Source organism: Nitrospirillum iridis (assembly GCF_014205765.1).
Lineage (GTDB): Bacteria > Pseudomonadota > Alphaproteobacteria > Azospirillales > Azospirillaceae > Nitrospirillum > Nitrospirillum iridis.
On the sequence record NZ_JACIIZ010000004.1, the window covers coordinates 161,861 to 188,508 of the forward strand.

Consider the following 26,648-nt stretch of genomic DNA (forward strand, 5'->3'; position numbering starts at 1 on the left):
ATGGAATGAAATTTCCGTTTATTGCTGAAATGAAAAATTGATACGATCAAGAGATGGCTGGGGTGGCCCGGCACGGGTTGAGGCGGGATCGGCACATGGCGGACGGCGGCACGGGGATCAGCAGGCGGCGGCTGCTCAAGACCGCCGGGGCGGCGACGTCATTGCTGGCCGTGGGGGCTGGTGTCAGCGCCGGGGCGCGGGCCGGGGGTATGCCCGCATCCACCGCCCCGCGCGATGTGCTGCTGCTGGACCAGGGGTGGCGCTTCTTCGAGGGGGATATTCCCTTTCCGGAAATCCTGGGCCAGGACGAATCCTACGACAATGCCAAGGCGGGCAAGGCGTGGGGGGCCGCTGCCCCGGGCTTCGATGATTCCGACTGGGCCGAGGTGCGCCTGCCCCATGATTTCGTCAGCTTCCAGCCGATCGAGCCGGACGCCAATCGGGCCCAGGGCTATCGCCGGCGGGGTATCGCTTGGTATCGCACGTCGCTGCGCTTCGATCCCGCTGATCAGGGGCGCCATATCGAATTGCAGATCGACGGGGTGGCCACCCATGCGACGGTGTGGTTCAACGGCACCGTCGTCGACCGGAACTGGAGCGGCTACAACGGCGTCACCATCGACCTGACACCCTTCGCCACCTTCGGCGATGACCTGAACACCTTGGCGATCCGGGTGGACGCGCACGCCATGGAGGGCTGGTGGTACGAAGGCGGCGGCCTCTATCGTCCCGTCCGCATCGTCAAACGGGATCCCGTCCATATCGTCACCGACGGGGTCTTCGCCCATCCCGTGCCGGAGGGGGGCGGCTGGGTCCTGCCGGTGGAGGTCACCGCCTATAACGCCGGCACGGAGGCGGCCGCGCTGACGGTGGTCAGCAGCCTTGAGGACGCTGACGGCCGGGTGCTGGTCGGCGGCCGGACGCCGGTTTCCGTCCCGTCGCTGGAGCGGGCCGTCGCGCGCCTGGATTTGCGCGTCGCGGCACCGCGGCTGTGGAGCGTGGAGACACCCACGCTCTATCGGGTGCGGACGGACCTGATGGCGGACGACCGCCGCGTCGACAGCGTCGTCACCACCTGTGGTTTCCGCGCCGCCCGGTTCGACAAGGACAAGGGCTTCTTCCTCAACGGCCAGCCGCTGAAGATCAAGGGCGTCTGCGTGCACCAGGACCACGCCGGCGTCGGTACCGCCATTCCGGACGCGCTGTGGGACTACCGCATCCGCCGGCTGAAGGAACTGGGCTGCAACGCCATCCGCTGCACCCACAACGCGCCCACGTCCGTGGTGTTGGATTTGTGCGATCGGTACGGGTTGCTGGTGATGGACGAGAACCGGCAATTCAACCCCGCGCCCGACTCCCTGGCCCAATTGCGGTGGATGGTGCGGCGTGACCGCAACCATCCTTCCATCATCCTGTGGTCGGTGTTCAACGAGGAACCGATGCAGGGTTCCGCCGCCGGCTATGAAATGGTTCGGCGCATGGCGCACGCGGTGAAGGCGCTGGACGGCACGCGGCCGGTGACGGCCGCCATGAACGGCGGCCTGTTCACGCCCGTCAACGTGGCCCAGGCGGTGGATGTCGTCGGCTTCAACTATCAGCAGGACAAGTACGACGCCTTTCACGTCGCCCACCCGGATGTCCCCCTGATCTCCTCGGAGGACACCAGCGCGCTCAGCACCCGTGGCGCCTATGTGACGGACAAGGACGCCCGCACCATCGCCGCCTACGATGACCCGGTGAAGGGCTGGAACACCCATCGCGGCGCCTGGAAGGAGATCGCCACCCGTGATTTCATCGCGGGCGGCTTCGTCTGGACCGGCTTCGACTACCATGGCGAGCCGTCGCCGTGGGGCTGGCCCTCCAATTCCTCTTTCTATGGCATCATGGATCTGTGCGGTTTCGCCAAGGCCGCCTTCCACATCCATCGGGCGCAATGGGTCACGGACCGGCCCGTCCTGGCGCTGGTGCCGCATTGGAACTGGCAGGGTCGGGAGGGCGAGGCCATCAAGGTCATGGCCTGCGGCAATGTCGAGGAGGTGGAACTGTTCCTGGAGGGGCGCTCGCTGGGCCGCCAGCCCGTCGACCCCTATGACATGAACCACTGGCTGGTCGTCTACGCGCCGGGCCGGCTTGAAGCCGTGGGCTACACCGGCGGCAAGGTGGCGGCCCGGGCCGGGGTCGAGACGACGGGGCCGGCGGTCGCGCTGAGACTGACGCCGGATCGCGACCGTCTGGTCGGCGATGGGCTGGACGCCATGCCGGTCACGGTCGAGGCGGTCGACGCCCGTGGCCGGTCGGTCCCGTTGGCCCAGGATTTGGTGACGTTCACGGTCGAGGGGGCCGACATCATCGGCCTGGGCAACGGGGACCCCAACAGTGCGGCCCCGGAGAAGGGGAACCGCCGCGCCCTGTTCAACGGCCTGGCCCAACTGATCGTGCAGACGCGGGCGGGCGGTCCCCGCACCCTGGTGGTGCGGGCGACGGCCCCCGGTTTGAAAGGCGCCAGCAGCCAGGTGGCGGTCGATGCGGCGCCATCCCCCCGCCGGCAGATGACCGCGCCGACCGACCTTCCCCTGGACACCTGGTACGCGGCCCCGCTGGCGCCAACGGCGGAAGACGCGCTGGCCTTCCGGGCCGCGGACATGACCGCTTGGGATGATTTCGGCACCCGGTGGCCGCACGATCCGCAGGCGGGGGACGGCTACACCTTGTGCTCCGTCCGGTTCACACCGCAGGCCAGGGTCGGGCGCCACGGTGGACGCGTGGTTTTCCTGAGCCTTGTCGGTGCCTGCGATGTGTACGAGGGGGGGCGCCTGCTGGGTCGCAAGACCGAAGCGGCATCCGGGCGGATGGAGGTGGCACTGGCCGCCGGCGCGGGGGGGCGGCGGCTGGATCTGCTGTTCCGGACACCCGCCGGCGCCGATTTCGGCTTCAGCGGCAACGTCCTGGTGCGTCAGGCCTGACCAATGGCGCGGGGCCGGCGCCCGGCGGTCTTTTGCAGGACATCATCCTTGGGCAGCAGCCGGTGCAGGAAGGGCAGGGTGGCGGCCCCGGCGGACATGGCGTGGGGGGCGACCACGATGCGGACGCGGCCCGGCAGCTTGTTCCCGCCCGCGAGGCGTCGCTCCAGCGCGCGGGCCAGAAGGTCCAGCAGGGATGGCGGCAGCCGGCCGCTCAGGTGGATGGCGGGCGGGTTGACCAGGCAGGTGATGGTGACGATGGGCCCCTCCAGCAGGCGGGCGCAGATGTCGACCCAATCCATGACCACACTGTCGCCCCGGTCGGCCAGGGTGGTCAGCGCCTCCTCGCCGTCGATGACCCGTCCATGGGCCGCCAGGTGGCGGTGCAGGCCGGCCAGGGAGACGGTGTTGCCCATCCCCATGGCGGCCGATGGCCCGCCATGGGGGATCAGCAGGTTGATATCGTTGCCGTGACCGCCCGTCCCGGGAAAGGGCCGGCCTTGCAGGACCAGGCCGCCGCTCAACGTCCGCCCGATCAGAATCTGGAAAAAGCTGGGTTCGTGCAGCCCGGGGCCGAAGTGCAGGTCGCCCAAGGCCGCCGCGATGGCTACGGTTTGGGCGTGGACCGGGTAGGGCAGCTGGCCGGCAAGCTGGCGCGCCACCGCCGCCGCCAAGGCGTGGCCGGGATCAGGCGCATAGGCCAACCCCAGCCCGATCGGCCCCCGGTCCCCGGCGCCCGGTGCCAGATCCCGGATACCGTCCAGGATGGCCTCCGCCCAGGCGGTCGGGATGGCGCGCGGGATGAGGCGGGTCAGCCGCTTCGGCATGCGGCCCCCCAACTCCATCAGCGTCAGGGTCAGCCGCCCCTCTTCCATGTCGGCCCCGATGGCCATCGCACCCGTCGGGTTGATGGACAGGATACGGCCCGGCCTGCCCCGGACGGCGACCGGCGGGTCCCGTTCCAGCAACAGCCCATCCCGGACGAGGCGCCGGCAGATGTAGGCCACGGCGGGACCCGTCAGGCCGGTGATGCCCGCCACCTCCGGTCGGGACAGGGAACCGGCCGACCGGATGGATTGCAGGATGATGCGCTGATTATAGTCCCGCGCCTGTGCGCCCGTGGTGCCGGACAGTCCCCGCCCCACGGCTGTCCGAGGCCCGTCATCGCCGGGCGGCGGAAGGGCGGGATGGGGTGGCCCGGCATTCATGGGCTGTCCCTTTTCTCGCGGGGGGGGCTGATCAGCAGTGGATGCAGCGGTCCAGCAGGTCATGCAGTAGCGGATCGGTGGGCTCCCACTCCCCGATCGCCGGGTGGATCAGGAAGGCCATGCGGGCCGTCAGCCGGTCCGTGTTCATGGCCGACCGGATGGCCGCCCGCTCATAGGACTTCACGGATTGCACCAGGCCGTGAACCTCATCGGGAAGGGCTTCCAGCGGCTCGGGTATGATGGTGTCGCGGCTGATCTGACAGGGCGTTTCGATGATGTCCCCATCCGGCAGGTTGGGCACCGCGCCATCGTTGCGCGTGTTGACGATGATCCGCGCCGGCTTGTCGCCGCGCAGCGCCGTCATGACATCCAGCGCGATGCGGTGGTAGCCGCTGGCCACCCGGAAGGGGTCTTCATCAAAGGGGGCGTCCTTGTCGAAGGCCGAGCCCGCCGAGGCCTCGAGCTTCATGTAGGACCCGGAACGGCGGTTGAGATAGGCGGCGTAGGCGGCGACCGCCCCCTCGCCATCATCGGCGCCCAGCCGGTCCTTCAGGGTGGTGAACAGGTCGCGGTTCAGTTGCTCCACCTCCGCCCCCCGGCTGCTGCCCTGGCGCTTCTGGTTTTCCAGCGCCCGGCGGCGGCTGTAGTAGAAGAACAGGTATTCCGTTGGGATCAGCCGCAAGGTGCGGATCATGGCGAAGTCGAACAGCGGGGCCGTGTACAGCTGCGACAGGATCGTGTCGTCGTTCAGCACCTGCTCGGTCACATCCTCGCCGCGCAGGCGGATGCGGCGCACCCAGCCCAGATGGTTCAGGCCGACATAGTCGCACACCACCTCGTCATGGCGGGCGCCCAGCGCCAGCGTGATCCGATGCAGCAATTCGGTGGGGGTGTCGCAGATGCCGACCACCCGCGCCTTGGTATGGCTGCTGATGGCCTGGGTGATCAGCCCGGCGGGGTTGGTGAAGTTGACGATCCAGCCGTCCGGCGCCAGACGCTCCACCGTGCGCGCCTGTTCCAAGGCCACGGGAACGGTGCGCAGCGCCATGGCGGCCCCCGCCGGCCCGGTGGTTTCCTGTCCCGGGTAGCCGTGCTTGATGGCCGCCAGCTCATCCGCCGCGCGGGAGGCGATGCCGCCGACGCGCACACTGTTGAGGATGAAGTCGGCACCCTCCACCGCCTCCTCGATGGAGGAGGTTTCACGGATCTTCAGGCTGCCGCCTTCCTTGGCGACCACGGCGCGACCCAGGGCGGCCACGATGCGCAAGCGTTCCTGGTCCGGGTCGTACAGCACCATTTCGCGGGCGCCCAAGGTCTCGGCCGCCTCGTTGACGCCGAAGATGACCAGCGGGGTGCGCACGCCGCCGCCGCCGATCATCGCGATCTTACGATCGGTAGGTTTGCTCATAGGTGCTCCATAGTTCCGTTCGGTCGGGGATGCCCCCCAAGGCGCCCGCCACCCGGGTGGACAGGGCGCCACAAATACAGGCGCGGCGCAGGCGTTCAAGCACCGGCGCGCCGTCGAGCAGCGCGTCGATATAGCCCGCGTCGAAGGCGTCGCCGGCGCCGGTGGTGTCCACCGCGTCCACCGGGGGCGGGGCGGCGGTCACGATGCCGTCATCGTCCAGGCCCATGGCGCCGCGCCGGCCCAGTTTCAGGACTGGGTTGGCGAGCGCCAGGCGGTGGGCCATGGCCAGATAGTCGTCCGCCGCGTCGCTGCCGCAGAACAGCGCCGCCTCCTTCTCATTGGGCAGCAGATGGTCCACCGCCCAGCAGGTGGCATGGTTCGCCGGATCGGGCAGCCAGATGGGCTGGAAGCCGACATCCAGCGACGTGGTGCAGCCGGCGGCCCGCAGCGCGGGCAACAGGGTGTCTGCCACGGCCCGGCCCAGCGGCAGCGCGAAATGGACATGGCGGGCGCGGCACAGGTCGGCCACCGTCGAGGGGGTGGCCAGCAGGGCCGGCAGGGCACCGTTGACGCCGACATGGGTGAAGAAGGACCGGTCCTCGCGGGTCGAGACGCTTATGCTGGTGCCGCTATGGCCCTCGCCGATGCGCAAGCCGCCGCTATCCAAGCCATAGGGGGCCAGGCGCCGCCGGAACCAGTCCGCGTCCGCCTCCCCGATGAAGCCGACCAATCGGACCGTGCGGCCCAGGCGGGCCAGGCCGCAGGCGGTGTTGGCGGCCCCGCCGCCCACCTCCCGGGTGTAGGCGTCGGTCGTCACCTCCTCCCCGGGCTGGGGCCAACTGGCGAAGCCGCTCAGCACATGGTCGATATACAGTTCGCCGACCACCGCCACGTCGATAATCTTGTCCGTCATGGCGCCGCCCGCCAGGCCGGATACCGGAAGGGCCAGGCTCCTTCGCGCCGGGACTGCGCCAGATAGACGACGACGCCAAGGCTCAACATCGCCACGCCGATGGCGATGTGCCGGGGCTGGCTGGTGGCCACGATGTACAGCCAGCCGGCGATGGTGATGATCACCGGCAAGGGGTACAGCGGCATGCGGAACTGTCCGGGCGCCGCGGGGCCTTGCCGGCGCAGCATGACGACGGCGACGCACTGGGCCGTGAATTGGAACAGCGTCTGAATGACGATCAGCACCGCGATGAGATCGGCCAGGGAGAAGAAGCAGGCGACGGCGGACGCCACGCCCATGAACAGCAGGGAGATGGTGGGGAAGCGCCCCTCGGGGTGCAGGGTCGCGAACGGCTTGAAGAAGCGGCCATCCACGGCGGCGGTGTAAGGCACGCGCGAGAAGCCGAGCAGCACCACCAGCGCCGACCCCCAGCTGGCGATCAGGATCAGCAGCGAGACGACGACACCGCCCCAGCGGCCGTAGATGACCTGCATGAACTCCGCCACCACCGCCTCGGACTTCTGCGCCACCTGCCAGGGCAGCGTGCCCAGGATGGACAGGTTGAGGCCCAGGTAGAGCAGGGCGACGATGCCGATGGACAGCAGGACGGCGCGTGGGATGGTCCGGCCGGGATTCTTGATCTCCTCCCCGATCATGCAGACGTTGTTGTACCCGCCGTAATCATAGACCGCGATCAGGGTGGCGGAGCCCATGCCCATCCAGAAGGCGCCGGTGGGCTTGAACGCGCCCTCGGGGAAGTCGAAGGCCAGCTTGGCGTCGAAATGCAGGGCGCCGCTCAGCACGATCCAGAGACAGGCGGCGACCACCACCACGGTGATGCCGATGGACAGCCGCTGGATGGAGCGGATATCGCGGTATAGCAGCGCCGTGTTCAGCAGGCACACACCCGCCGCGACCGCCATCATGTGCCAAGGCTTCATGTCGGGGGCGAGGAAGCTGGCGTACTGCGCCAGCCCCACGGTGCCGGAGGCGATGGACAGGGGCCCGATCAGCAGCGATTGCCAGAGGTAGAGGAAACTGAACAGCCGGCCCAGGCGGGCGGGCCCGAAGGCGTGGAGCAGATAGTGGTAAGGGCCGCCCGAGCGGGGAAAGGCGGACCCCAGCTCCGCCCACACCAGGCCGTCATAGGCGCAGAGGACGGCGCCGACCAGCCAGCCCAGCATGGCCTGCGGTCCGCCCATGGCCGAAATGGCCAGTGGGATGGTGATGAAGGGGCCGATGCCCACCATGTTGAGGATGTTGGCGGCAAGGCCACCGCCCAGGCCGATGCCGCGAACCGGCCTGAGGGTGGGGTTGGTCGAGGGCGCCGCGGCCGGCGTCATAACCGGACCGCCTGGCCGGTGGCGACGGATTGGGCGGCTGCCTCCGCCAGGGCCAGGGCGGCCACACCATCGGCATAGCCGACGCTTGGCTTGGCGCGGCCGGCCAGGATGTCCGCGAAATGGGCGACTTCGCGGCGATAGGCCTCGGCATAGCGATCCAGGAAGAAATTCTGGAAGGCGTCGCTGGCGATGCCCGGCGCGCCGGCGCTTCCGCCCCAGGTGGAGACGGCGCTTTCCAGGATATTGTCGGCGCGTAGCAGCCCGCGCGAGCCGAAGGCCTCGATGCGTTGGTCATAGCCATAGCCGGACCGCCGGCTGTTGCTGATGACGCACAGCTTGCCCGACGCGGTTCGCAGGATGGTCTTGGCGGTATCGACGTCGCCGGCGGCGGCGATGGCCGGGTCCACCAGGCAGCTGGCGGCGGCGTACACCTCCGTCACCGGTTCACCCAGCAGCCAGCGCGCCATGTCGAAGTCGTGGATGGCCATGTCCTTGAACAGCCCCCCGGACACCTTGATGTAGCTGACCGGCGGCGGGGCCGGGTCGTGGCTGGTGATCTGCAGGGTCTCCAGCGCGCCCACGGCGCCGGCGTCGAGTCGGGACTTCAGGGTGGCGAAATGCGGGTCGAAGCGGCGATTGAAGCCCAGCATCAGCGGGACGTCACCGCCCAGGGCGGGGGCGGCGGCCTGGGCGCGGGCCAGGTCCATGTCCAACGGCTTCTCGCACAGCACGGCCTTGCCGGCGGCGATGGCGCGGGCGGCCTGGTCCAGGTGCAGGTCGGTTGAACTGGCGATGATCACGCCCCGCACGCCCTCATCCGACAGGACGGCATCGATGTCGGCCACCGCGGCGCCGGTTTCAGCCGCCACCGCGCCAGCGGCCGTGCCGTTGGGATCGGTGACGTATTTCAGGCGGAGATCCGGATGGGCCGCGACGTTGCGGGCGTGGATGCGGCCGATGCGGCCGGCGCCCAGGATGGCGATGTCGAACATGCAGGCTCCCTGTCAAGGCCCGGCCGCCGGTGGTGCCGACTTTCGCGGTCCAGCGGGCGGTCATCATCATATTATGGAATGAAAATATCATACAACGGGGTATGATGGAATATCCATAACGCCGGGCGGCGTTGCCTTCACCCGGTCTGCGTCTATGCTTGGGGATACATTGAATTTTGGAGGGGCGATGACGGGAACTGCCACCGTGCCGCGCACGGCCGAGGAGCTGCGGGCCGCCATATTGGAACGCTACGATACCTTCAGCAAGCGGCTGCAGCAGATCGCGCGTTTCGTCCTGGACCATCCGGACGACCTGGCGCTGGAAACCCTGGCGGTCGTGGCGGAGCGCTCGGGCGTGCAGCCCTCGGCCATCGTCCGCTTCGCCAAGGCGCTGGGCTATTCCGGCGCCATGCCCATGCAGCGTCTGTTGCGCGACGGCCTGTTGGCCAACCATACCGCCTTGGGCTATGGCGAACGGGTGCGGCAATTCAACGTCGCCCTGGACCAGCAGGCCGGCGTCGACGGTGACGGCGATCTGCTGGCCGAATTCGTGGATCGGGACACGCTGGCGCTGGAAAATCTGCGCCAGACCATGACCAAGACCGAACTGACGCGCGCCGTGAAACTGATAGACCAGGCGCAAACCCTCTATGTCATCGGTTTCCGCCGCGCCTTCCCCGTGGCGTCATATCTGGCCTATTCGCTGCAGCAGGTGGGCAAGCGCACCATCTTTGTCGATGGGGTGGGGGGCCTGACCGGCCAGCAAATGGGTGCCGTGGGGGAAACCGATCTGCTGATCGCCATCAGCTACCATCCCTATGCGGAGGAAACCGTTCACGCGGTCGAGGCGGCCGTTTCCGCCGGCGCGAAGGTCCTGTCCATCACGGACAGCCTGGTCAGCCCCATGGCCAAAATGGCGGCCCATGTGCTGCAGGTGCGCGAGTCCGAGGTGCGGGGTTTCCGGTCGCTCGCCGCGTCGCTGTGCCTGGCGCAGACCCTGGTCATCACCCTGGCGTTCGAGCGTGAGCGGGCGGGCGCCAAGTCCGCGTCGCGCACCCGTCGTCGGAAGGCGTGACCCATTTCGTGATATGTTATTTACAGGAACATGAAACTTGGAATATATGTTCCATTCGATCGGGTGCTGATCCGGCACCCCCAAGGCTGGAACCGGCATGGCGTCTTCTGCGCAATCCCCCGCCCAAAACCCTCCCAAGTCGCTTGATCTGATCGCCATTGGCCGGTCCAGCGTGGACCTCTATGGCCAGCAGGTCGGTGGCCGGCTGGAGGACATGGCGTCCTTCGCGAAATACCTGGGCGGAAGCCCGACCAACACGGCTGCCGGCGGGGCCCGTCTCGGTTTGCGTACGGGGCTGGTGACCCGGGTGGGGGCCGACCACATGGGCCGCTTCATCCGCGAGGCGTTGGAACGGGAGGGGGTCGACGTCACCGGCGTGGTCTCCGACCCTGACCGGCTGACCGCGCTGGTGCTGCTGGGTATCCGTGACCGCGAAAACTTCCCGCTGATCTTCTATCGCGAGAACTGCGCCGACATGGCGCTGGATGTGGGGGACCTGGATCCGGACTGGCTGCGCGGTGCCGCGGCCGTGCTGATCAACGGGACCCACCTGTCCCAGCCCCAGGCCTTCGCGGCCAGCATGACGGCGGCCCGCCTGGTGAAGGAAAGCGGCGGTCGCGTGGTGTTCGACATCGACTATCGGCCCGTGCTTTGGGGCCTCACCGGCCGCGACCGGGGCGAGGACCGCTTCGTCGCCCATGGCGGGGTCACCAGCCGCCTGCGCGAGGCGTTGCCCCTGTGCGACCTGATCGTCGGCACGGAGGAGGAAATCCACATCCTCGGCGGCGTGACCGATACCCTGGCGGCGCTGCGCGCCATCCGCGCCCTGACCGACGCCGTGATCGTTGCCAAGCGCGGGGCGGCGGGGTGCGCCGCGTTCCCGGGCGCCATACCGGCCGCCCTGACGGACGGCATCGTCGTTCCCGGCTTCCCGGTGGAGGTCTTCAACGTCCTGGGGGCGGGCGACGCCTTCATGGCGGGCTTCCTGCGCGGCTGGTTGCGCGATGAGCCGCTGGAACGGTGCTGCACCTGGGGCAACGCTTGTGGCGCCATCGTCGTCTCCCGCCACGGCTGCGCCCCGGCCATGCCCACCTGGCCGGAACTGGAATGGCTTCTGTCACAGTCCAACCCGCCCCATCGCCTGCGGGATAGCGCCGAGCTGGAACATATCCATTGGGCCACCACGCGCACGCACCGCTATGACGAACTGACGGTGCTGGCGGTGGATCACCGCAGCCAGTTTGAGGACCTTGTGGCGGAACTGGGGGCCGATCCCGAGCGCATCCCGGTATTCAAGACACTGGCCCTGCGCGCGGTGGAGGCGGTGGCGGATGGCGACGACCGCTTCGGCCTGCTGCTGGATGGGCGCTATGGTTTCGAAGCCCTGGCCAGCGCCGCGGATGACCCCTACTGGATCGGGCGTCCCATCGAGGAGCCCAAGTCCCGCCCGCTGGTGTTCGAAAGCTCCGCCGACGTGGCGACGGAGCTGGCGGAATGGCCGCTGAACCATGTGGTGAAATGCCTGGTCTTCTATCATCCCGACGATCCGGCTGATTTGCGGGAGCGGCAGGAGCGGCAGCTGCTGCGCCTGTTCGACGCCTGCCGCAAGACCCGGCACGAGATGCTGGCCGAGGTGATCCTGCCCGCCGACCTGCCCGTCGACGCCATGACGGTGGCCCGGGCCGTCCGCCGGCTCTACGCCGTGGGGATCAAGCCCGATTGGTGGAAGCTGGAACCGGTGGCCGACCCCCTGGCTTGGCGCAATATCGAGGCGGCCGTGCTGGACAACGACCCCTATTGCCGAGGTGTGGTGCTGCTGGGCCTGTCGGCGCCGGAGGAGGAGTTGCTGGCCTCCTTCCAGGCGGCGGCGCCGTTCGGCATCGTCAAGGGCTTCGCCGTCGGGCGCACCATCTTCTATGATGCCGCGCGCGGCTGGCTCGCCAACCGCCTGGATGATGACGAGGTGGTGGCCATGATGGCGGGCAAGCTGAAGACCCTGGTGGATGCCTGGCGGCAGGCCCGGGCCGCGTCTGGCGGGGGGGCGGGGGCGTGACGGCGGCGACCGGCACGGGCCTGGTGCGCCTGACCGCCGCCCAGGCCATGGTGCGGTACCTGGCGGCGCAGCGGGTGCAGGGGCCGGACGGGCCGGTGCCGTATTTCGCGGGCTGCTGGGCGATTTTCGGCCATGGCAACGTCGCTGGCCTGGGAGAGGCGCTGCAGGCCAGTCAGGACGCCCTGCCGACCTATCGCGCCCACAATGAGCAGGCGATGGCCCATGCGGCCATCGCCTTCGCCAAGCAGGCACGCCGCCGGCGGGCCATGATTTGCACCACCTCCATCGGGCCGGGCGCCACCAACATGGTCACGGCGGCGGCGTTGGCCCATGTCAACCGCCTGCCGGTGCTGTTCCTGCCAGGCGATGTCTATGCCAGCCGGCGCCCGGATCCGGTCCTGCAACAGATCGAGGATTTCGGCGACGGCACCGTGTCGGCCAATGATTGCTTCCGGCCCGTGTCGCGCTATTTCGACCGCCTGACGCGGCCGGAGCAGATCCTGGACGTGCTGCCCAAGGCCATGGTCGTGCTGACCGACCCGGCCGCGTGCGGCCCCGTCACCCTGGGCTTCTGCCAGGATGTGCAGGCGGAGGCGTGCGACTACCCCGAGGATTTCTTCGCCCCCCGCCTGTGGCGGTTCCGCCAGCCCCCGGCCGATCCCTATGATTTGGCCGATCTGGTGATGCGCGTCCGCGCCGCGCGGCGACCGCTGATCATCGCCGGCGGCGGTGTGCTGTACGCCGGGGCCGAGGCCCTGCTGGCCGACCTTGCCGCCACCACCGGCATACCGGTGGCGGAGACGCAGGCGGGCAAGGGGACCTTGCCGTGGGACCATCCGTGCAACCTGGGCGCCGTGGGCGTCACCGGCACCGGGGTGGCGAACGCGGCGGCGGCCGGGGCGGACCTGGTCATCGGCATCGGCACCCGGCTTCAGGATTTCACCACCGGTTCCCGCGCCCTGTTCCAGGGGGCGGACCGGACCTTGGTCCAGGTCAACGTTTCGGCGCATGACGCCGCCAAGCAGGGGGCCGTGGGCGTGGTGGGCGACGCGGCCGCCGTGCTCACGGGGCTGGCGCCGCTGCTGACGGGCTGGCGCGTGCCGGCGGACTGGACGGAGGCGCTGGCGGCGCCGGTCTCGGGCTGGAACCAGGCATGGCGGGCGGCGACGGCCGCGCCGGATGGCGACGCCCTGCCCAGCGACGCCCAGGTGCTGGGCGCGGTCTGGCGCCAAACCGCCGAGGACGCGGTGGTGGTGTGCGCCGCCGGCGGCCTGCCCGGTGAACTGCACAAGCTGTGGCGGGTGCGGCGCCCCGGCGGCTACCATGTTGAATACGGCTATTCCTGCATGGGGTATGAGATCGCCGGCGGCCTGGGCGTGAAGATGGCGGAGCCGGAGCGCGACGTCCACGTCCTGGTGGGCGACGGCAGCTATCTCATGATGAATTCGGAAATCGCCACGGCGGCCATGCTGGGCCTGAAGCTGACCATCACGGTGTTGGACAATCGGGGCTTCGGCTGTATCAACCGGCTGCAGCGCGCCACCGGCGGCGCGCCCTTCAACAACCTGCTGGCCGACACGCGCCACACGGCCCTGCCGGCCATTGATTTCGCCGCCCATGCGGCCAGCCTGGGCGCGCGGGCGGTCAAGGTGGCGGACATCGCGGGACTGGAGGCCGCCCTGGCCGAGGCGCGGACTGGGGAGGACGTCCATGTCATCGTCATCGACACCGATCCGGCGGTGTCCACCGCCGCCGGGGGCGCCTGGTGGGATGTCGCCGTGCCCGAGGTGTCCGGCAGGGCGGCCGTCCGCCAGGCCCGCGCGGCCTACGAGTCGAGAAAAAAAGATCAACGCTAGGGAGCACGGTCCATGTCCATCCGCTTCGGTGTCAGTCCCATCGCCTGGATCAATGACGACATGCCCGAACTGGGCGGGGCGACACCGGTGGAAACGGTGCTGGCCGACGCCCAGGCCATCGGGTTCAGCGGGATCGAACTGGGCGGAAAGTTCCCCCGCGATGCCGCCGTGTTGAAGCCCTTGCTGGCCCGCCATGGCCTGGACCTGGTGGGCGGGTGGTACAGCGGCGGCCTGTTGGCCCACGACGCGGACGCCGAGATCGCCGCCCTGCAAGGGCACCTGGCCCTGCTGAAGGCCATGGGCAGCACCGTGTTCGTCCATGCCGAAACCAGCAACGCCATCCACGGCGACCGTGGCCAGGCCTTGGCGCGGACGCCCCGGCTGGATGACGCCGAATGGGTCGCGTTCGGCCGGCGGCTGACCGAGGTCGCCGACTACATCGCCGGGCAGGGGCTGCGCTTCGCCTATCACCATCACCTGGGCACGGTGGTGGAACGGCCGGAGGACTTGGCCCGCTTCCTCGCGCACACCGGCCCCGCCGTGGGCCTGACGGTCGATACCGGCCACGCCGCCTTGGGTGGCATCGACGCGGCGGAGATCATCCGCGCCCATCCGGGCCGGGTCGCCCATGTGCATTGCAAGGACGTGCGGCAACCGGTCTTCCAGGCCCTGATGGATCGCGGCGGCAGCTTCCTGGACGGGGTGCTGGACGGCATGTTCACGGTGCCGGGCGACGGGCGGCTGGACTATGGCGCCGTCATGCGGGCCCTGGCCGACATCGGCTATGCCGGCTGGGTCATCATCGAGGCGGAGCAGGACCCCGCCAAGGCCGACCCGCGCCGCTATGGCGAGATGGGCCTGCGCCACCTGCGGCAGGCGGCGGCCGGCGCGGGCCTGGCGGTGGCGCCATGACCGCCTCCCCGCTGCTGGTGCGCCCGCGGGCGCCGGGCGCCGACGGTCGGGTGCTGGAGGTGACGCCGGAGAGCGCTGGTTGGGCCCATGTCGGCTTCCGCCTGCACCGCTTGGCGGCGGGGCAGGCCCTGGACGGGGCGGAGCCCGGGCGCGAGGCCTGTCTGGTGGTGCTGTCGGGCACGGCGCGGGTGACGGCGGGTGGCCAGGATCTGGGCCCCATCGGCGGACGCGCCAGCGTGTTCGAGGACAGGGCGCCAGGCGCCGTCTATCTGCCGGCGGGGCGGGCCTACCGTGTGGTGGCGACGGACGCGGTCGAGCTGGCGGTCTGCACCGCCCCGGGGAACGCGAACGGTGCCGTCCGGATCATCGCCGCGGATGAAATGCCGCGCGAGGTACGGGGCCAGGGCACCAACACCCGTCACGTCCGCAACATCCTGCCGGAGGGCAAACCGGCGGACAGCCTGCTGGTGGTGGAGGTCATCACCCCTGGCGGCCATTGGTCCAGCTATCCGCCGCACAAGCATGACACCGCCGAGGCCGGGCGGGAGACGGCGCTGGAGGAGACGTATTATCACCGTCTGAACCCATCCCAGGGGTTCGCCTTCCAGCGCGTCTACACCGACGACCGCAGCCTGGATGAGACCATCTGCGTGCAGGATGGCGACGTGGTCATGGTGCCGCGCGGCTATCACCCCGTGGGCGCGCCGCATGGCTACGACCTTTATTACCTGAACGTGATGGCGGGTCCGGAACGGCGGTGGATTTTCCGCAACGACCCCGCGCACGACTGGATCATGCGCCGCTGATGCCGGTCAGGGACCGAGGTCCAAGCGGATCACCCGGTCCCAGCTGTCCATTGGGTCCCCCACCGGCGCCTCGCCCGCCGCGGACGGCAGGGTCAGTTCCAGGCCGTCGGGGCGGGCGTGGACAGCCACGCCACTGCCGTCGCGCAGCAGCGTCGCCTTGGTTACGGCCTGGGTCAGGGGCAGGAACAAAGGACCGTCTTTCCAATCCAGGACGTGAACATAGATGCGGCCCGGCGCCTGGGTGGTGACACCCCAGGGGCGGGGCGCCACTGGGCCGCCGCGGGTGCGATAGACGCTTTCGCCATAGCGCTTCAGCCATTGACCCATGTCCTTCAGGGTCCGCACGTTCTCCGGCTGCAGCTCGCCATTGGGCATGGGGCCGGTGTTCAGCAGGAAATTGGCGTTGCGGCCGGCGGCCCCCACCAGGCTGCGCACCAGGGTCGCCGTCGATTTGTACTGGTCGTCGATCAGGTTGAAGCCCCAGGACCCATTCATGGTCTCGGCCATTTCCAGGGGCAGGTCGCTGACGCCCGCTTTGTTGAACCCCATGCTGTTCTCGCCCGGGAGGTCGCGTTCGAACATCTGGAAGTCTTCACCCGGGAAGGGCGCCTGGTGATGGTTGTTCCCGATCAGCGCTGCCGGCTGCAGGCTGTGAATCAGGCGGTAGGTCTCATCCAAGCGCCAGCGGTTGCGGTAGGCGGTGTCCTTCTGGTCCCACCAGCCGTCGAACCAGATGCCGCCGATGGGGCCGTAGTGGGTCAGCAACTCACGCAACTGGGCCTGTTCGAAATCGATGTAGCGGTCCCAGTCGCCATCGGCGGGCCGTTCCGACCCATGGCCGGTTGTGCCTTGCGGGAAATAGTCGGGGTGGTGCCAGTCCAGCTGCGAATAATAGAAGAACAGTTTCAGCCCGGTCCTGCGGCAGGCGGCCGCCAATTCGGCCAGGGGGTCGCGATGGAAGGGGGTGGCGTCGACGACGTTGTAGGGGCTGGCCTTGCTGGCGAACATGGCGAAGCCTTCGTGGTGCTTCGACGTGATGACGACATAGCGGGCCCCCGCCGCCTTGAAGGCCTGCGCCCAGGCGTCGGCATCAAAGGCCGTGGGGTTGAAGAACCGGGCCAGGCGCTCGTATTGCCGGGCCGGGATCTGGTTGTCGTCCATGATCCATTCGGCGATGCCCATCTTGCCGGCGCCGCCCAACTCGCTATACAGCCCCCAGTGCAGGAAGACGCCGAACCGCGCGTCCTGGAACCATTGCCGGGCGGCCAGATTGTCGGGCGCGGGTGTGTAGGCGGGCGCGGGCGTCGTTTCCGCAGCACCGGCGGTGGTGATTGCCCCGATGTCCATGGCCAGAACGGTGGCAAGGGCGGTGCCGGCCAAGGCGGCGGCCAGTCGGCGAGGGATGACAGCCATGGGGGCGCCTTTCGTCTCGTAGGGCGAAGATATGATAATTATATTCCGGTAAAGTAAATAATGAAAATGATATTTCATTTTGGTGGTTGACCTTGGCTGCCGAGTCGGGGCGATGGTGGCACCCGGTGGATGTCTCCGGAAAGGGGGGCCTTCCACCTCTGCACCGGTAAGTGGTGGCCGCCTGGAAACCGGGCGACGAAGGTGTCCATTGGCAGAGCAATGAAACGACACCGTGCGCGTCCGTCATGCTGAAGGCGGGCCCCGTCGTTGCCCTTGTTTTAGTGATATTAGCGATTCCAAGATGTTCAACGGCGGCATCCTCGGCATCCTTGAACCACGGTTTCATGCCGACGCCCGCATGGAATGGAATTTTTAGATCAAAAATAAAGAAAATAGAAAAATTGAATTGACTTGGGCGGCCGGCCTGCGTTCCTCTGTAGGTAGAACGGTGGGCTGGACCGAACCTCAGCCGGGGACCGATGCCCCGGGGGAAGCCGGCTACCGCTCCACCAAAATCGGGGAGCACAAAATGGGCCTGGGCAAATTCAAGGCTGGCCTTCTGGCGGGATCGACGGTGATGGCGTTCTCGCTGCCGGCCATGGCAGGGAACATCACGGGCACGATCGTGGATCCGGCGACGGGCAAGCCGTTGGCCGCCACATCCATCACCATTCCGGGCACATCCTATTCGGCCTCCTCGGCCGAGGACGGGTCCTTCACGCTGGCCAACGTGCCGGAGGGGACCTACATGATCACGGCGTCGCGCGCCGGCCTCCACACCAGTTCAACCCGCGTCACCGTGCCGAAGGATGGCGCCGTGGCCGTGAGTTTCGAGGCCTACTCGGCCGCGCTGGAGGAGATCGTGGTGGCGGCCAACCGCTATCAGGCCTCCAGCCTGCAAATGAATGCCAGCAACACGGTCGACGTCATGTCGGCGGCGGATCTGGAACATACGGCCGTCCACAACGTCGCCGAGGCGCTGGGCCTGCTGCCGGGCGTGAACGTCATGAACACGGGCCAGTCCTTCGTCGGGGGCGTCGATGGCGCGTCGCGGGGCGAGGGCATGTTCACCTCCATCCGCGGCCTCAATGGCGAATACAACGTCAACCTGATCAATGGCGTGAACGTGGCCCAGGGCATGCCCTACAGCCGCGAGGTGCAGCTGAGCCTGCTGCCGCCGTCGGGCTTGCAAACCATCGTGGTCAACAAGACGTCCAAGGCCGATATGGATGGCGACGCCATCGGTGGTACCGTGGACTTCCGTACCCCCACGGCGTTCGACTACAACGAGCCGCTGATGTTCAGCTTCACCGCCAGCGGGCGGCTGGAGACGCGGGCGCAGGATTACAAGAAGGACAGCCTGGGCTACGGCCTGGCGGGCGAGGGGGCCGGCAAGTTCGGCCGTGACAACCAGTTCGGCGTCTACGTCAGCGCCTATTACGACATCCGCCACTACGCCAACAGCGAGATGGGTGCCGTGATGGAATCCACCTGCTGCGACAACGCCTGGGCTTTTGCCGTGGCCAACGCCGACGGCACCAACCCCAGCGGCATGGACCCGGCCAAGAACCTGGAGACGACGGGCTTCAATGTCGGCGTCTCGTCGGGCTACACCGAACGCTACGGCGGCAACGTCTCGCTGGATTGGCAGCCGGACGACACCACCAGCGCCTATTTCCGTCTGGGCTATGCCGTGGCGAAGACGGAGCAAAACAGCACCCTGAGCCAGCTGGTCGGTATGGGTGTGAGCTATGACCAGATTGGCAGCACGGGCCTGTACCATCCCAACATCCAGTACCTGTCCACCCGCTTGTGGTACGAGACCAACCCGGAATACTCGGACCTCGCCACCGCGCAGTTGGGAGGTGAGAAGAAGTGGGGCAACTGGACCATTACCCCCAACGTCTTCCTGAGCTGGGGTGACAACGACCGCCCCAACCATATCGAGATTTCCACCCGCTCCACCCAGAACGACGGCAACGGCTTCGCCTACGGCAACAGCACGCTGGCCACATATGTGAATGACCTGCCGTATCCGCTGGTCAGCTCGCAGGTCATCTCGCAGTTGGGCAACGTGGCCAGCCTGCCGGCCCGTGACCGGGGCGAGCTGACGGAACAGTACAGCGGCCAGGTGCGTGGCGGCGGCAAGCTGGACGCCCGCTACGACATCAACGCCGGCCCGCTGGATTACATCAAGTTCGGCGTCAAGTACCAGGACAGCCAGCGCCAGGTGACCAACCGCGATTGGTACAACGGCAATTTCAGCGACGGCCGCACCTTCGGCTCGCTGGGCATCATCAGCGGCAACTATTCCTCGGTCTATCCCGGCGTCTACAACTGGTCGGTCCCGGTCATCGACCAGGCGGCCCTGTTCCGCCTGTACAACACCTATGCCAGCGCCAGCAATCTGGACAGCTGCGGCAGCCTGTACGTCAACAACTGGAACTGCAACACCCAGAAGGGGACGGAGGCGGTGTCCGCCGCCTATGTCCTGGCCAACCTGAAGTTCAACGACCTGGAGGTCATCCCGGGCTTCCGCTTCGAACACACGGCCATCCACAACACCTATTGGGTCACCCCCCACGACAGTGACGGCAACGAGTTGGCGGGCCACTGGGGCTACAACGCCACCCATTATGACGAGCCCCTGCCCAGCATCTTCGCCAACTACCGGCCCGACGACAATTCGGTGTACCGCGCCGCCATCTGGACCAGCTACACCCGGCCGCCCTTCGTGCAGCTGGGCGGCGGGTCGCAGACCAGCATTTCCAACGGCGTCACCACCATCACCGAGGGCAACCCCAACCTGAAGGCCATCACCGCCGTCAATTACGACGTTTCCGGCCAGTGGGAAACCGGCCACGGCGGCAATCTGTTGGTCGCCGGCTATGCCAAGCAGGTTTCCAACTACATCTATGACAACGGCAGCACGTACGCGAACCAAATAAGCAGTGGCAGCAGCTCTGTGATCTACAAGCACCCCACCAACGGCGGGGATGGTCAGATCTACGGTGTCGAAATCTCGGCCCGGCAAAAGTTCCAGGACATGCCGGCGCCGTTCGATGGCTTCGGCATCGGTGCCAACCTCACCCGCCAGTGGACGTCGGTCAACACCCTGGCGCCCGGCCTGGACAAGAACGAGCGTATTCAGAACGCCCCGGACTGGATGGCCAATATCGAGGCCTTCTATGAAAAGGACGGCTTCACCCTGGACCTGATCTACCACTACACCGGCGCCTACGTCGCCCAGTACGACTACCTGGGGCAGGGCAGCAGCTGGGACGACCTGTGGGTCCGGTCCTCCCAGCGGGTGGATCTGCACGCCGGCTACGATTTCGGCCATGGCGTGCGGGCCGACCTGTCGGTCGCCAACCTGTTCGACGACATCTCGTACTGGTCGCATATCGGCAAGCAGAGCCTGGCCATCTCCGACGTGGTGGAGACCGGCCGGACCATCCTGGTCAGCGCGAAGTACAGCTACTGATCCCGTTGGAGACGAAGGGTCCCGGTGACATGCCCGCGTGGCGGTCACTGGGACCTTTCCCTATTCTACCCTCGACGGGAACCGGATCACGGCCGCCATCAGGCCCCAGCGACGGGATGAGCATGCCGGCACGCCGAGATATCTTGAAAATGGCCCTGGCCGGGGCGGGACTGGGCTTGGCGGGTCCCGTTCCGGCCGGTGCCATGCCCACCCCCTCCCGGCGGCCACCGCCCGGCCAGAGAAGCTATGCCAGCCCGGCGGTGGAGGCGGTGCTCCGCGACGCCCGGGGGGCCATCGCGGACGCTGAACTCTATTGGCTGTTCCAGAACTGCTATCCCAACACCCTGGACACCACCGTGTCGCTGGGCACGCTGGAGGGCGGGCCCGACGCCTTCGTCATCACCGGCGACATCCCCTGCCTGTGGTTGCGCGACAGTTCCGCCCAGGTGTGGCCCTATCTGCCCCTGGCGCGCGCGGACGCGGCCTTGCGCCAGCTCTATCAGGGCCTTATCCGCCGGCAGGCGCGCTGCATCCTCATCGATCCCTACGCCAACGCCTATACCCGCGATCCGGGTGCTGCCACCCCCTTGGGCTGGGCGGCGCAGGACATGACCGAGATGAAGCCTGGCGTCGCCGAACGGAAGTGGGAGGTGGACAGCCTGTGCCACGTTATCCGCCTGTCGCATGGCTACTGGCGGGCCACCGGCGACACGGCGCCCTTCGATACCGATTGGCGCCAGGCCATGCGCCTGGTGGTCCGCACCTTCCGGGAGCAGCAGCGGCTGGACGGGCCGGGCCCCTATCGGTTCCAGCGGCCGACCGAGACGCCCACCGACAGCCTCCCCCTGGACGGCCAGGGCTTCCCCACGGCGAAGGTGGGGCTGATCCATTCCATGTTCCGGCCATCGGACGACGCCTGCGTCCTGCCCTTCCTCATCCCCGCCAACCTGTTCGCGGCCACCAGCTTGCGCCAGCTGGCGGAGATGGCGCAGGTCATCCATGATGACGCTGGCTTGGCCGCCGCCTGTCGCAGCCTGGCGGAAACGGTGGAGGGGGCGTTGGTCCGGCATGGCCGCATGGCCGATGGGGAGGGGCGGGACATCTGGGCCTATGAGGTCGACGGCTTCGGCAACGCCCTGTTCCTGGACGACGCCAACGTGCCCAGCCTGCTGGGCCTGCCCTATCTCGGCTGTTGCCACATCCATGACCCGCTGTATCAGCGGACGCGCGGCCGGGTCTTGAGCGGGCGCAACCCCTATTTCTTCAAGGGCCGCGTGGCGGAAGGCGTGGGCGGCCCGCATGTCGGTCTGGGCATGATCTGGCCCATGGCCATCATCATGCGGGCCCTGACCAGCGACGACGATCGGGAAATCCGCCAGTGCCTGATATGGCTGAAGACCACGCACGCCGGCACCGGTTTCATGCATGAGGCCTTCGGCCAGGACGATCCCGCGCATTTCACCCGGCCCTGGTTCGCCTGGGCCAATAGCCTGTTCGGTGAATTGATCCTGAACCTGATGGCGCGAAAGCCGGCGCTGCTGCGCCAGCCCCTGAATTGACGGCGCCGAATTGACTGGGCGAATTGACGGAGGGCCTATCCCATGATGACACGGCGTGACCTGCTGGGCGGTGTGGCCGCCGCCGCCCTGATGCCGGTGACCCTTGCGCCGGGGGCGGCGTTGGCCGGCATCGCCCGGGGGCAGGGCGGGGGCTTTTGCCGCCATGTCGACCCCTTCATTGGCACGGGCGGGCATGGCCACACCTATCCCGGCGCCACCGTCCCCTTCGGCATGGTGCAGCTGAGCCCGGACACCAACACCGCTGGCTGGGACGCCTGCTCGGGCTATCATATCCAGGACAGCACCATCCTGGGCTTCTCCCACACCCATCTCAGCGGCACGGGCGTGGGCGATATGCTGGATGTGCTGGTGGTGCCCCGGGTCGGGCCCGTCCGGCTGGACCCCGGCACGCCGGAAAACCCGGACGAGGGCTATCGTGCCCGCTTCGACCATGCCGAGGAGCGGGCCACCCCCGGCGATTACCGCGTGCGCCTGAAGGATAGCGGCATCGAGGCGGAGTTGACCGCAACGGCGCGGGCCGGTTTGCACCGCTACCGCTTCCCGGCGGCGACGGGCGCCCACCTGCTGATCGACCTGGCCCATGGCTACCAGGATCCAGCGGGCTCCGTCACGCGGATCACCGGCGCCTCGTTGCGTCTGGTGGGCGATGACACGCTGGTCGGTGGACGCCACGTCCACCAGTGGGGTCAGGGCCGGGTGATCCACTTCGCCCTGAAGCTGTCCCGGCCGTTCGCCGGCGCGCGGCTCTACAGCAACGACCGCGCGCTGCCCGAGGGCGCGCGGGAGGTGGAGGGGGCGGCGCTGAAATGCGTGCTGGATCTGCCCGATGCCGCCGCGGCGCCCGTGCTGGTCAAGGTGGGGTTGTCCGCCGTGGACGTCGACGGCGCCCTGCGTAACCTGGAGGCGGAAATTCCGGGCTGGGATTTCGACGCCGTGCGCGCCGCCGGCGCCGCCGCCTGGGAGGCGGAACTGGGCCGGTTGGCCGTGCGGGGGGGCGACGCCGCCGATCTCAAGATTTTCTACACGGCGCTGTACCATGCCCTGCTGGCGCCCACCTTGTTCAGCGATGTGGACGGCCGCTACCGGGCCATGGACAGCACGGTGCGCCAGTTGCCGCCGGGGGCGAACAACTACTCGACCTATTCGTTGTGGGACACCTACCGCGCCCTGCACCCCCTGTTCACCCTGGCCCAGGATCCGCGGCGGGTGGGCGACGTGGTGGGCGGCCTGGTGCGCATGGCGGAGGAAAGCCCCGCCGGTCCGCCCGTTTGGCCCCTGCAGGGCACCGAGACAGGTTGCATGATCGGCTGGCATTCGGCCGTGGTCCTGGCCGAGGCGGCGGCCAAGAACATCCCCGGCGTGGATTATGCCCGCGCCTGGCCCATCTTCCGCGACCGGGCGTTCAAGGGCCAGACCAGCGGCCTGCCGGAATACCGGTGCCTGGGCTACATCCCCAGCGACACGGTGGAGGAGGCGGTCAGCAAGACCCTGGAATACGCCTATGACGACTGGGCCATCGCCCGGCTGGCGGAGGCCGCCGGCGCCCGGGACGACGCCCAGGCCCTGCGTCAGCGCTCCCTGAACTACCGCAACCTGTTCGACCGCGACACCACCTTCATGCGCCCGCGCTTCACGGAGGGCGCCTGGGCCCAACCCTTTGATCCGCGCGGCATGGGCCATAGCCGCAAGTGGCGCGACTTCACGGAAAGCAACGCCTGGCAGGCCACCTTCCTGAACCAGCATGACGTCTATGGCTACATGGACATGTTCGGCGGTCCGGCCGCGTTCGAGCGCAAGCTGGATGAATTGTTCACCACCAGCTCAGACCTGCCGGATGACGCGCCGCCCGACATCGCCGGCCTGGTCGGCCAGTACGCGCATGGCAACGAGCCCAGCCACCACATCGCCTATCTCTACGCCTATACCGGCGCCCACCATAAGACCCAGGCCCGGGTGCGCAGCCTGCTCAAGACCATGTACCGGGCCGATCCGGATGGCCTGGCCGGCAACGAGGACTGCGGCCAGATGAGCGCCTGGTATCTGATGAGCGCGCTGGGGCTTTACGCCGTCGATCCGGTGACACCCATCTACGTCTTCGGATCGCCGCTGTTCGACCGGGTGGACGTGACGGTGGGGGATGGCCGGACCTTGACCATCGAGGCGCCGGGCAACGGGCCGGGCAGTCCCTACATCCAGTCCGTCACCTGGAACGGAAAGCCGTACACCCGCACCTGGATCAGCCATGCCGACCTGACGCGGGGGGGACGCCTGGTTTTCGTCATGGGGGACAAGCCGAACCCCCGTTTCGGCGCCGGCCGGGACGACCGGCCGCCGTCCTTCGACATGGCGCGGGCTTGAGGCGCTTTTACCGTTTCGTCAGGCCCCCCGGCGTGGCATCATTAATTTAATTTGGTTTCATTAATGATAAGCCATGGTCGTGGGAGGCCTGTCGATGTCCCGTATTTCCTTGCCGTCGCGCCGTGCCGTCCTGGCGACCGGGGCGGTTTCCAGCGTGGTGTCCCTGGCTGGGAAGGGCGCCTGGGCGGGGGCAGCCGCGCCGGCACCCTGGGGGGCGGTTCCCACGGCGCGGCAGCTGGCCTGGCACGAGATGGCGGCCTACGCCTTCATCCACTTCAGCATCAACACCTTCACCGACCGCGAGTGGGGGTATGGTGATGAATCGCCGGCCTTGTTCAATCCCACCGACTTCAGCGCCGACCAGATCGCGGGCGCGGCCAAGGCCGCCGGCCTCACCGGCCTGATCCTGACCGCCAAGCACCACGACGGCTTCTGCCTTTGGCCCAGCCGCCATACCGATCATTGCATCCGCAACAGTCCCTACAAGGGGGGCCAAGGTGACATCGTCGCCGAAATGGCGGACGCTTGCCGGCGGGCAGGCCTGAGGTTCGGCATCTATCTTTCGCCCTGGGACCGCAATCACGCGGAATACGGCCGGCCCGCCTACATCACCTATTACCGCAACCAGCTGCGCGAGCTGCTGACCGGTTATGGCCCCTTGTTCGAGATGTGGTTCGACGGAGCCAACGGCGGCGACGGCTATTACGGCGGGGCCCGGGAAAAGCGCTCCATCGATGCCGAGACCTACTACGACTGGACCAACACCTGGGCCCTGATCCGGCAATACCAGCCGGATGCCGTCATCTGGGGCAACTGGGGCCGAGACGCCCATGGGCCGTGGGGGGCTGATGCGCGCTGGGTCGGGAACGAGGAAGGCTATGCCGGCGATCCCTGCTGGGCCACGGTTGGTGACGATGCCTATACCCAGGAGATCGGTGAACACGGCCGGCGCGGCGGGGCGCATTGGCGCCCGGCGGAGGTCGATGTCTCCCTGCGTCCGGGCTGGTTCTGGCACGCGCGGGAGGATGCGGACGTCAAGCCGGTCGGCCGGCTGGTTCGGCTTTATTTCGAATCCGTGGGGCGGGGTGCCAACCTGATCCTGAACCTGCCGCCGGATCGGCGGGGCCGCATCCCCGACCAGGACGCCGCCATGCTGAAGGGGTGGGGCGATGTGCTGCGCGCCGCCTTTGGCACCGATCTGGCCCGGGGGGCGGTGGCGCGGGCCAGCGCCGTGCGCGGTGCCGGCTTCGGCCCTGAAAACGTCCTGGACGGGCGGAAGGACACCTATTGGTCGACGCCGGATGGCGCCCGCGCCGTGGACCTGACATTGGAATGGCCGGACACCCGCACCTTCGACGTCGTCCGCCTGCGCGAACACCTGCCCTTAGGCCAACGTGTCGGTGGCTTCACTCTGGAGATTTGGGAGCCGGGGCGGGAGACCTGGCGGGAAGTGGCCCGCCATACCGCCATCGGCAGCCAGCGCCTGGTGCGCTTGCCGGCGCCGGTCAGCGCGACGCGGCTGCGCCTGCGCATCCTGGACGCCGACGCGTGCCCCGCCCTGCGTGAGATGGCCGTGTTCCGCCTGCCGGATCTGGTGGAGGAGCCCACGATCCACCGCGACCGCAAGGGCATGGTGACCCTGTCCAGCGACGTGTCCGGCGCCGTCCTGCGTTACACCATCGATGGCGGCGCGCCCACGCCATCCTCCCCGGTTTACCAGTCCCCCTTCGCGCTGCCCGACGGCGGCGTGGTCCAAGCCCTGGCCTATCTGCCGCGCACGGGCATCGCCAGCGCCGTGGTCACGCGCGCGTTCGATGTCTCCAAGACGGAATGGCGGGTGGTTTCCGCGACGGCGCCGGGAGCGGAGGCCGTCATTGACGAGGATCCGGGCAGTGTGTGGACCACCAGCGGCCGGGCCTTGCCCCATGCCGTCGTCGTGGATCTGGGCGCCGTGCACCCGCTGAAGGGTGTGACCCTGCTGCCGGCCGGCCAGCACGCCACGGTCCAGCGCGCGGCGGGCGTGGGCGCGCCCGGCGATTATCGCATCCAGGTCAGTGCCGATGGTCAGGCGTGGGGGCCGGCGGTGACGGGGGAGTTCGCCAACATCGCCGCCAATGTGGGGGAGCAGCGGGTGATGTTCCCCGATGTCCGGGCCGCGCGCTTCGTGCGTCTGGAAATCAGCCGTGCCGCTGGTGGCGAGGGGCATATCGCCTTCGCCGAAATCGGGGTGGTGACCCGCTGAGGGGGC

Annotated in this window: 16 protein-coding genes; 10 read left to right on the plus strand and 6 right to left on the minus strand. The window is 68.2% G+C overall.

The features are described 5' to 3' along the window. Positions 1–95: 95 nt before the first annotated feature. Positions 96–2,963 (plus strand): beta-galactosidase GalA, encoded by a 2,868-nt coding sequence (gene galA / locus FHS74_RS08310; RefSeq protein ID WP_184799371.1) that lies wholly within the window; start codon positions 96–98, stop codon positions 2,961–2,963. Here the strand turns inward: galA and FHS74_RS08315 are convergent. Genes FHS74_RS08315 through iolG form a run of 5 tightly spaced genes read right to left on the minus strand, consistent with a single transcriptional unit; the run spans position 2,954 to position 8,863 of the window. Beyond that, positions 2,954–4,168: an ROK family transcriptional regulator gene (locus FHS74_RS08315; RefSeq protein WP_184799373.1), complete on the minus strand. Its 1,215-nt coding sequence runs from the start codon at positions 4,166–4,168 to the stop codon at positions 2,954–2,956. The genes galA and FHS74_RS08315 overlap by 10 nt on opposite strands. Positions 4,169–4,199: 31 nt before the next feature. Continuing rightward, a complete protein-coding gene (locus FHS74_RS08320) occupies positions 4,200–5,576 on the minus strand; it encodes a family 4 glycosyl hydrolase (RefSeq protein WP_184799375.1) in 1,377 nt (458 codons plus the stop codon). Next, positions 5,554–6,489: a carbohydrate kinase family protein gene (locus tag FHS74_RS08325; RefSeq protein ID WP_184799377.1), complete on the minus strand. Its 936-nt coding sequence runs from the start codon at positions 6,487–6,489 to the stop codon at positions 5,554–5,556. Before FHS74_RS08325 ends, FHS74_RS08320 begins: the two co-directional genes overlap by 23 nt. After that, on the minus strand, positions 6,486–7,871 hold the full coding sequence (locus tag FHS74_RS08330) for an APC family permease (protein WP_184799379.1): 1,386 nt from the start codon (positions 7,869–7,871) through the stop codon (positions 6,486–6,488). The genes FHS74_RS08325 and FHS74_RS08330 overlap by 4 nt, the downstream gene beginning before the upstream one ends. Next, positions 7,868–8,863 carry an inositol 2-dehydrogenase gene (gene iolG / locus FHS74_RS08335; protein WP_184799381.1) on the minus strand — a complete coding sequence of 332 codons (996 nt, stop codon included), beginning with the start codon at positions 8,861–8,863 and terminating at the stop codon, positions 7,868–7,870. The genes FHS74_RS08330 and iolG overlap by 4 nt, the downstream gene beginning before the upstream one ends. 187 nt (positions 8,864–9,050) lie before the next feature. On the opposite strand from iolG, the gene FHS74_RS08340 reads away from it, so the two are divergent. The 5 genes from FHS74_RS08340 to iolB all read left to right on the plus strand — a co-directional run bounded on the left by FHS74_RS08340 (position 9,051) and on the right by iolB (position 15,565). Continuing rightward, positions 9,051–9,938, plus strand: a complete 888-nt coding sequence (locus FHS74_RS08340; RefSeq protein ID WP_184799383.1) for a MurR/RpiR family transcriptional regulator — start codon at positions 9,051–9,053, stop codon at positions 9,936–9,938. Between the two features lie 97 nt (positions 9,939–10,035). After that, a complete protein-coding gene (locus FHS74_RS08345) occupies positions 10,036–11,991 on the plus strand; it encodes a bifunctional 5-dehydro-2-deoxygluconokinase/5-dehydro-2-deoxyphosphogluconate aldolase (RefSeq protein WP_184799385.1) in 1,956 nt (651 codons plus the stop codon). Continuing rightward, positions 11,988–13,847 carry a 3D-(3,5/4)-trihydroxycyclohexane-1,2-dione acylhydrolase (decyclizing) gene (gene iolD / locus FHS74_RS08350; RefSeq protein WP_343066888.1) on the plus strand — a complete coding sequence of 620 codons (1,860 nt, stop codon included), beginning with the start codon at positions 11,988–11,990 and terminating at the stop codon, positions 13,845–13,847. Before FHS74_RS08345 ends, iolD begins: the two co-directional genes overlap by 4 nt. Positions 13,848–13,859: 12 nt before the next feature. Beyond that, positions 13,860–14,759, plus strand: a complete 900-nt coding sequence (iolE, locus tag FHS74_RS08355; protein WP_184799387.1) for a myo-inosose-2 dehydratase — start codon at positions 13,860–13,862, stop codon at positions 14,757–14,759. After that, positions 14,756–15,565 (plus strand): 5-deoxy-glucuronate isomerase, encoded by an 810-nt coding sequence (iolB, locus tag FHS74_RS08360; protein WP_184799389.1) that lies wholly within the window; start codon positions 14,756–14,758, stop codon positions 15,563–15,565. Before iolE ends, iolB begins: the two co-directional genes overlap by 4 nt. 6 nt (positions 15,566–15,571) lie before the next feature. On the opposite strand, the gene FHS74_RS08365 is transcribed toward iolB, so the two are convergent. Then, the gene (locus FHS74_RS08365) at positions 15,572–16,978 is read right to left on the minus strand and encodes an alpha-L-fucosidase (protein ID WP_246463000.1); all 1,407 of its coding nucleotides are present in this window, start codon (positions 16,976–16,978) and stop codon (positions 15,572–15,574) included. A gap of 529 nt (positions 16,979–17,507) precedes the next feature. Between FHS74_RS08365 and FHS74_RS08370 the strand changes: the two genes are divergently transcribed. The 4 genes from FHS74_RS08370 (at position 17,508) to FHS74_RS08385 (ending at position 26,642) form a co-directional block, all read left to right on the plus strand. Then, on the plus strand, positions 17,508–20,462 hold the full coding sequence (locus FHS74_RS08370; RefSeq protein WP_246463001.1) for a TonB-dependent receptor: 2,955 nt from the start codon (positions 17,508–17,510) through the stop codon (positions 20,460–20,462). Between the two features lie 149 nt (positions 20,463–20,611). Further along, the gene (locus tag FHS74_RS08375) at positions 20,612–22,021 is read left to right on the plus strand and encodes a glycoside hydrolase family 125 protein (protein ID WP_211106183.1); all 1,410 of its coding nucleotides are present in this window, start codon (positions 20,612–20,614) and stop codon (positions 22,019–22,021) included. Positions 22,022–22,063: 42 nt separating this feature from the next. Then, positions 22,064–24,400, plus strand: a complete 2,337-nt coding sequence (locus tag FHS74_RS08380; RefSeq protein WP_184799393.1) for a GH92 family glycosyl hydrolase — start codon at positions 22,064–22,066, stop codon at positions 24,398–24,400. 94 nt (positions 24,401–24,494) lie between these two features. After that, a complete protein-coding gene (locus FHS74_RS08385; RefSeq protein ID WP_246463002.1) occupies positions 24,495–26,642 on the plus strand; it encodes an alpha-L-fucosidase in 2,148 nt (715 codons plus the stop codon). The last annotated feature ends 6 nt before the right edge of the window (positions 26,643–26,648 follow it).

Coding starts and splice junctions, on each gene's coding strand:
- galA (WP_184799371.1), top strand. CDS start 96: ATGGCGGACGGCGGCACGGGGATCAGCAGGCGGCGGCTGCTCAAGACC.
- FHS74_RS08315 (WP_184799373.1), bottom strand. CDS start 4,168: ATGAATGCCGGGCCACCCCATCCCGCCCTTCCGCCGCCCGGCGATGAC.
- FHS74_RS08320 (WP_184799375.1), bottom strand. CDS start 5,576: ATGAGCAAACCTACCGATCGTAAGATCGCGATGATCGGCGGCGGCGGC.
- FHS74_RS08325 (WP_184799377.1), bottom strand. CDS start 6,489: ATGACGGACAAGATTATCGACGTGGCGGTGGTCGGCGAACTGTATATC.
- FHS74_RS08330 (WP_184799379.1), bottom strand. CDS start 7,871: ATGACGCCGGCCGCGGCGCCCTCGACCAACCCCACCCTCAGGCCGGTT.
- iolG (WP_184799381.1), bottom strand. CDS start 8,863: ATGTTCGACATCGCCATCCTGGGCGCCGGCCGCATCGGCCGCATCCAC.
- FHS74_RS08340 (WP_184799383.1), top strand. CDS start 9,051: ATGACGGGAACTGCCACCGTGCCGCGCACGGCCGAGGAGCTGCGGGCC.
- FHS74_RS08345 (WP_184799385.1), top strand. CDS start 10,036: ATGGCGTCTTCTGCGCAATCCCCCGCCCAAAACCCTCCCAAGTCGCTT.
- iolE (WP_184799387.1), top strand. CDS start 13,860: ATGTCCATCCGCTTCGGTGTCAGTCCCATCGCCTGGATCAATGACGAC.
- iolB (WP_184799389.1), top strand. CDS start 14,756: ATGACCGCCTCCCCGCTGCTGGTGCGCCCGCGGGCGCCGGGCGCCGAC.
- FHS74_RS08365 (WP_246463000.1), bottom strand. CDS start 16,978: ATGGCTGTCATCCCTCGCCGACTGGCCGCCGCCTTGGCCGGCACCGCC.
- FHS74_RS08370 (WP_246463001.1), top strand. CDS start 17,508: ATGGGCCTGGGCAAATTCAAGGCTGGCCTTCTGGCGGGATCGACGGTG.
- FHS74_RS08375 (WP_211106183.1), top strand. CDS start 20,612: ATGGCCCTGGCCGGGGCGGGACTGGGCTTGGCGGGTCCCGTTCCGGCC.
- FHS74_RS08380 (WP_184799393.1), top strand. CDS start 22,064: ATGATGACACGGCGTGACCTGCTGGGCGGTGTGGCCGCCGCCGCCCTG.
- FHS74_RS08385 (WP_246463002.1), top strand. CDS start 24,495: ATGTCCCGTATTTCCTTGCCGTCGCGCCGTGCCGTCCTGGCGACCGGG.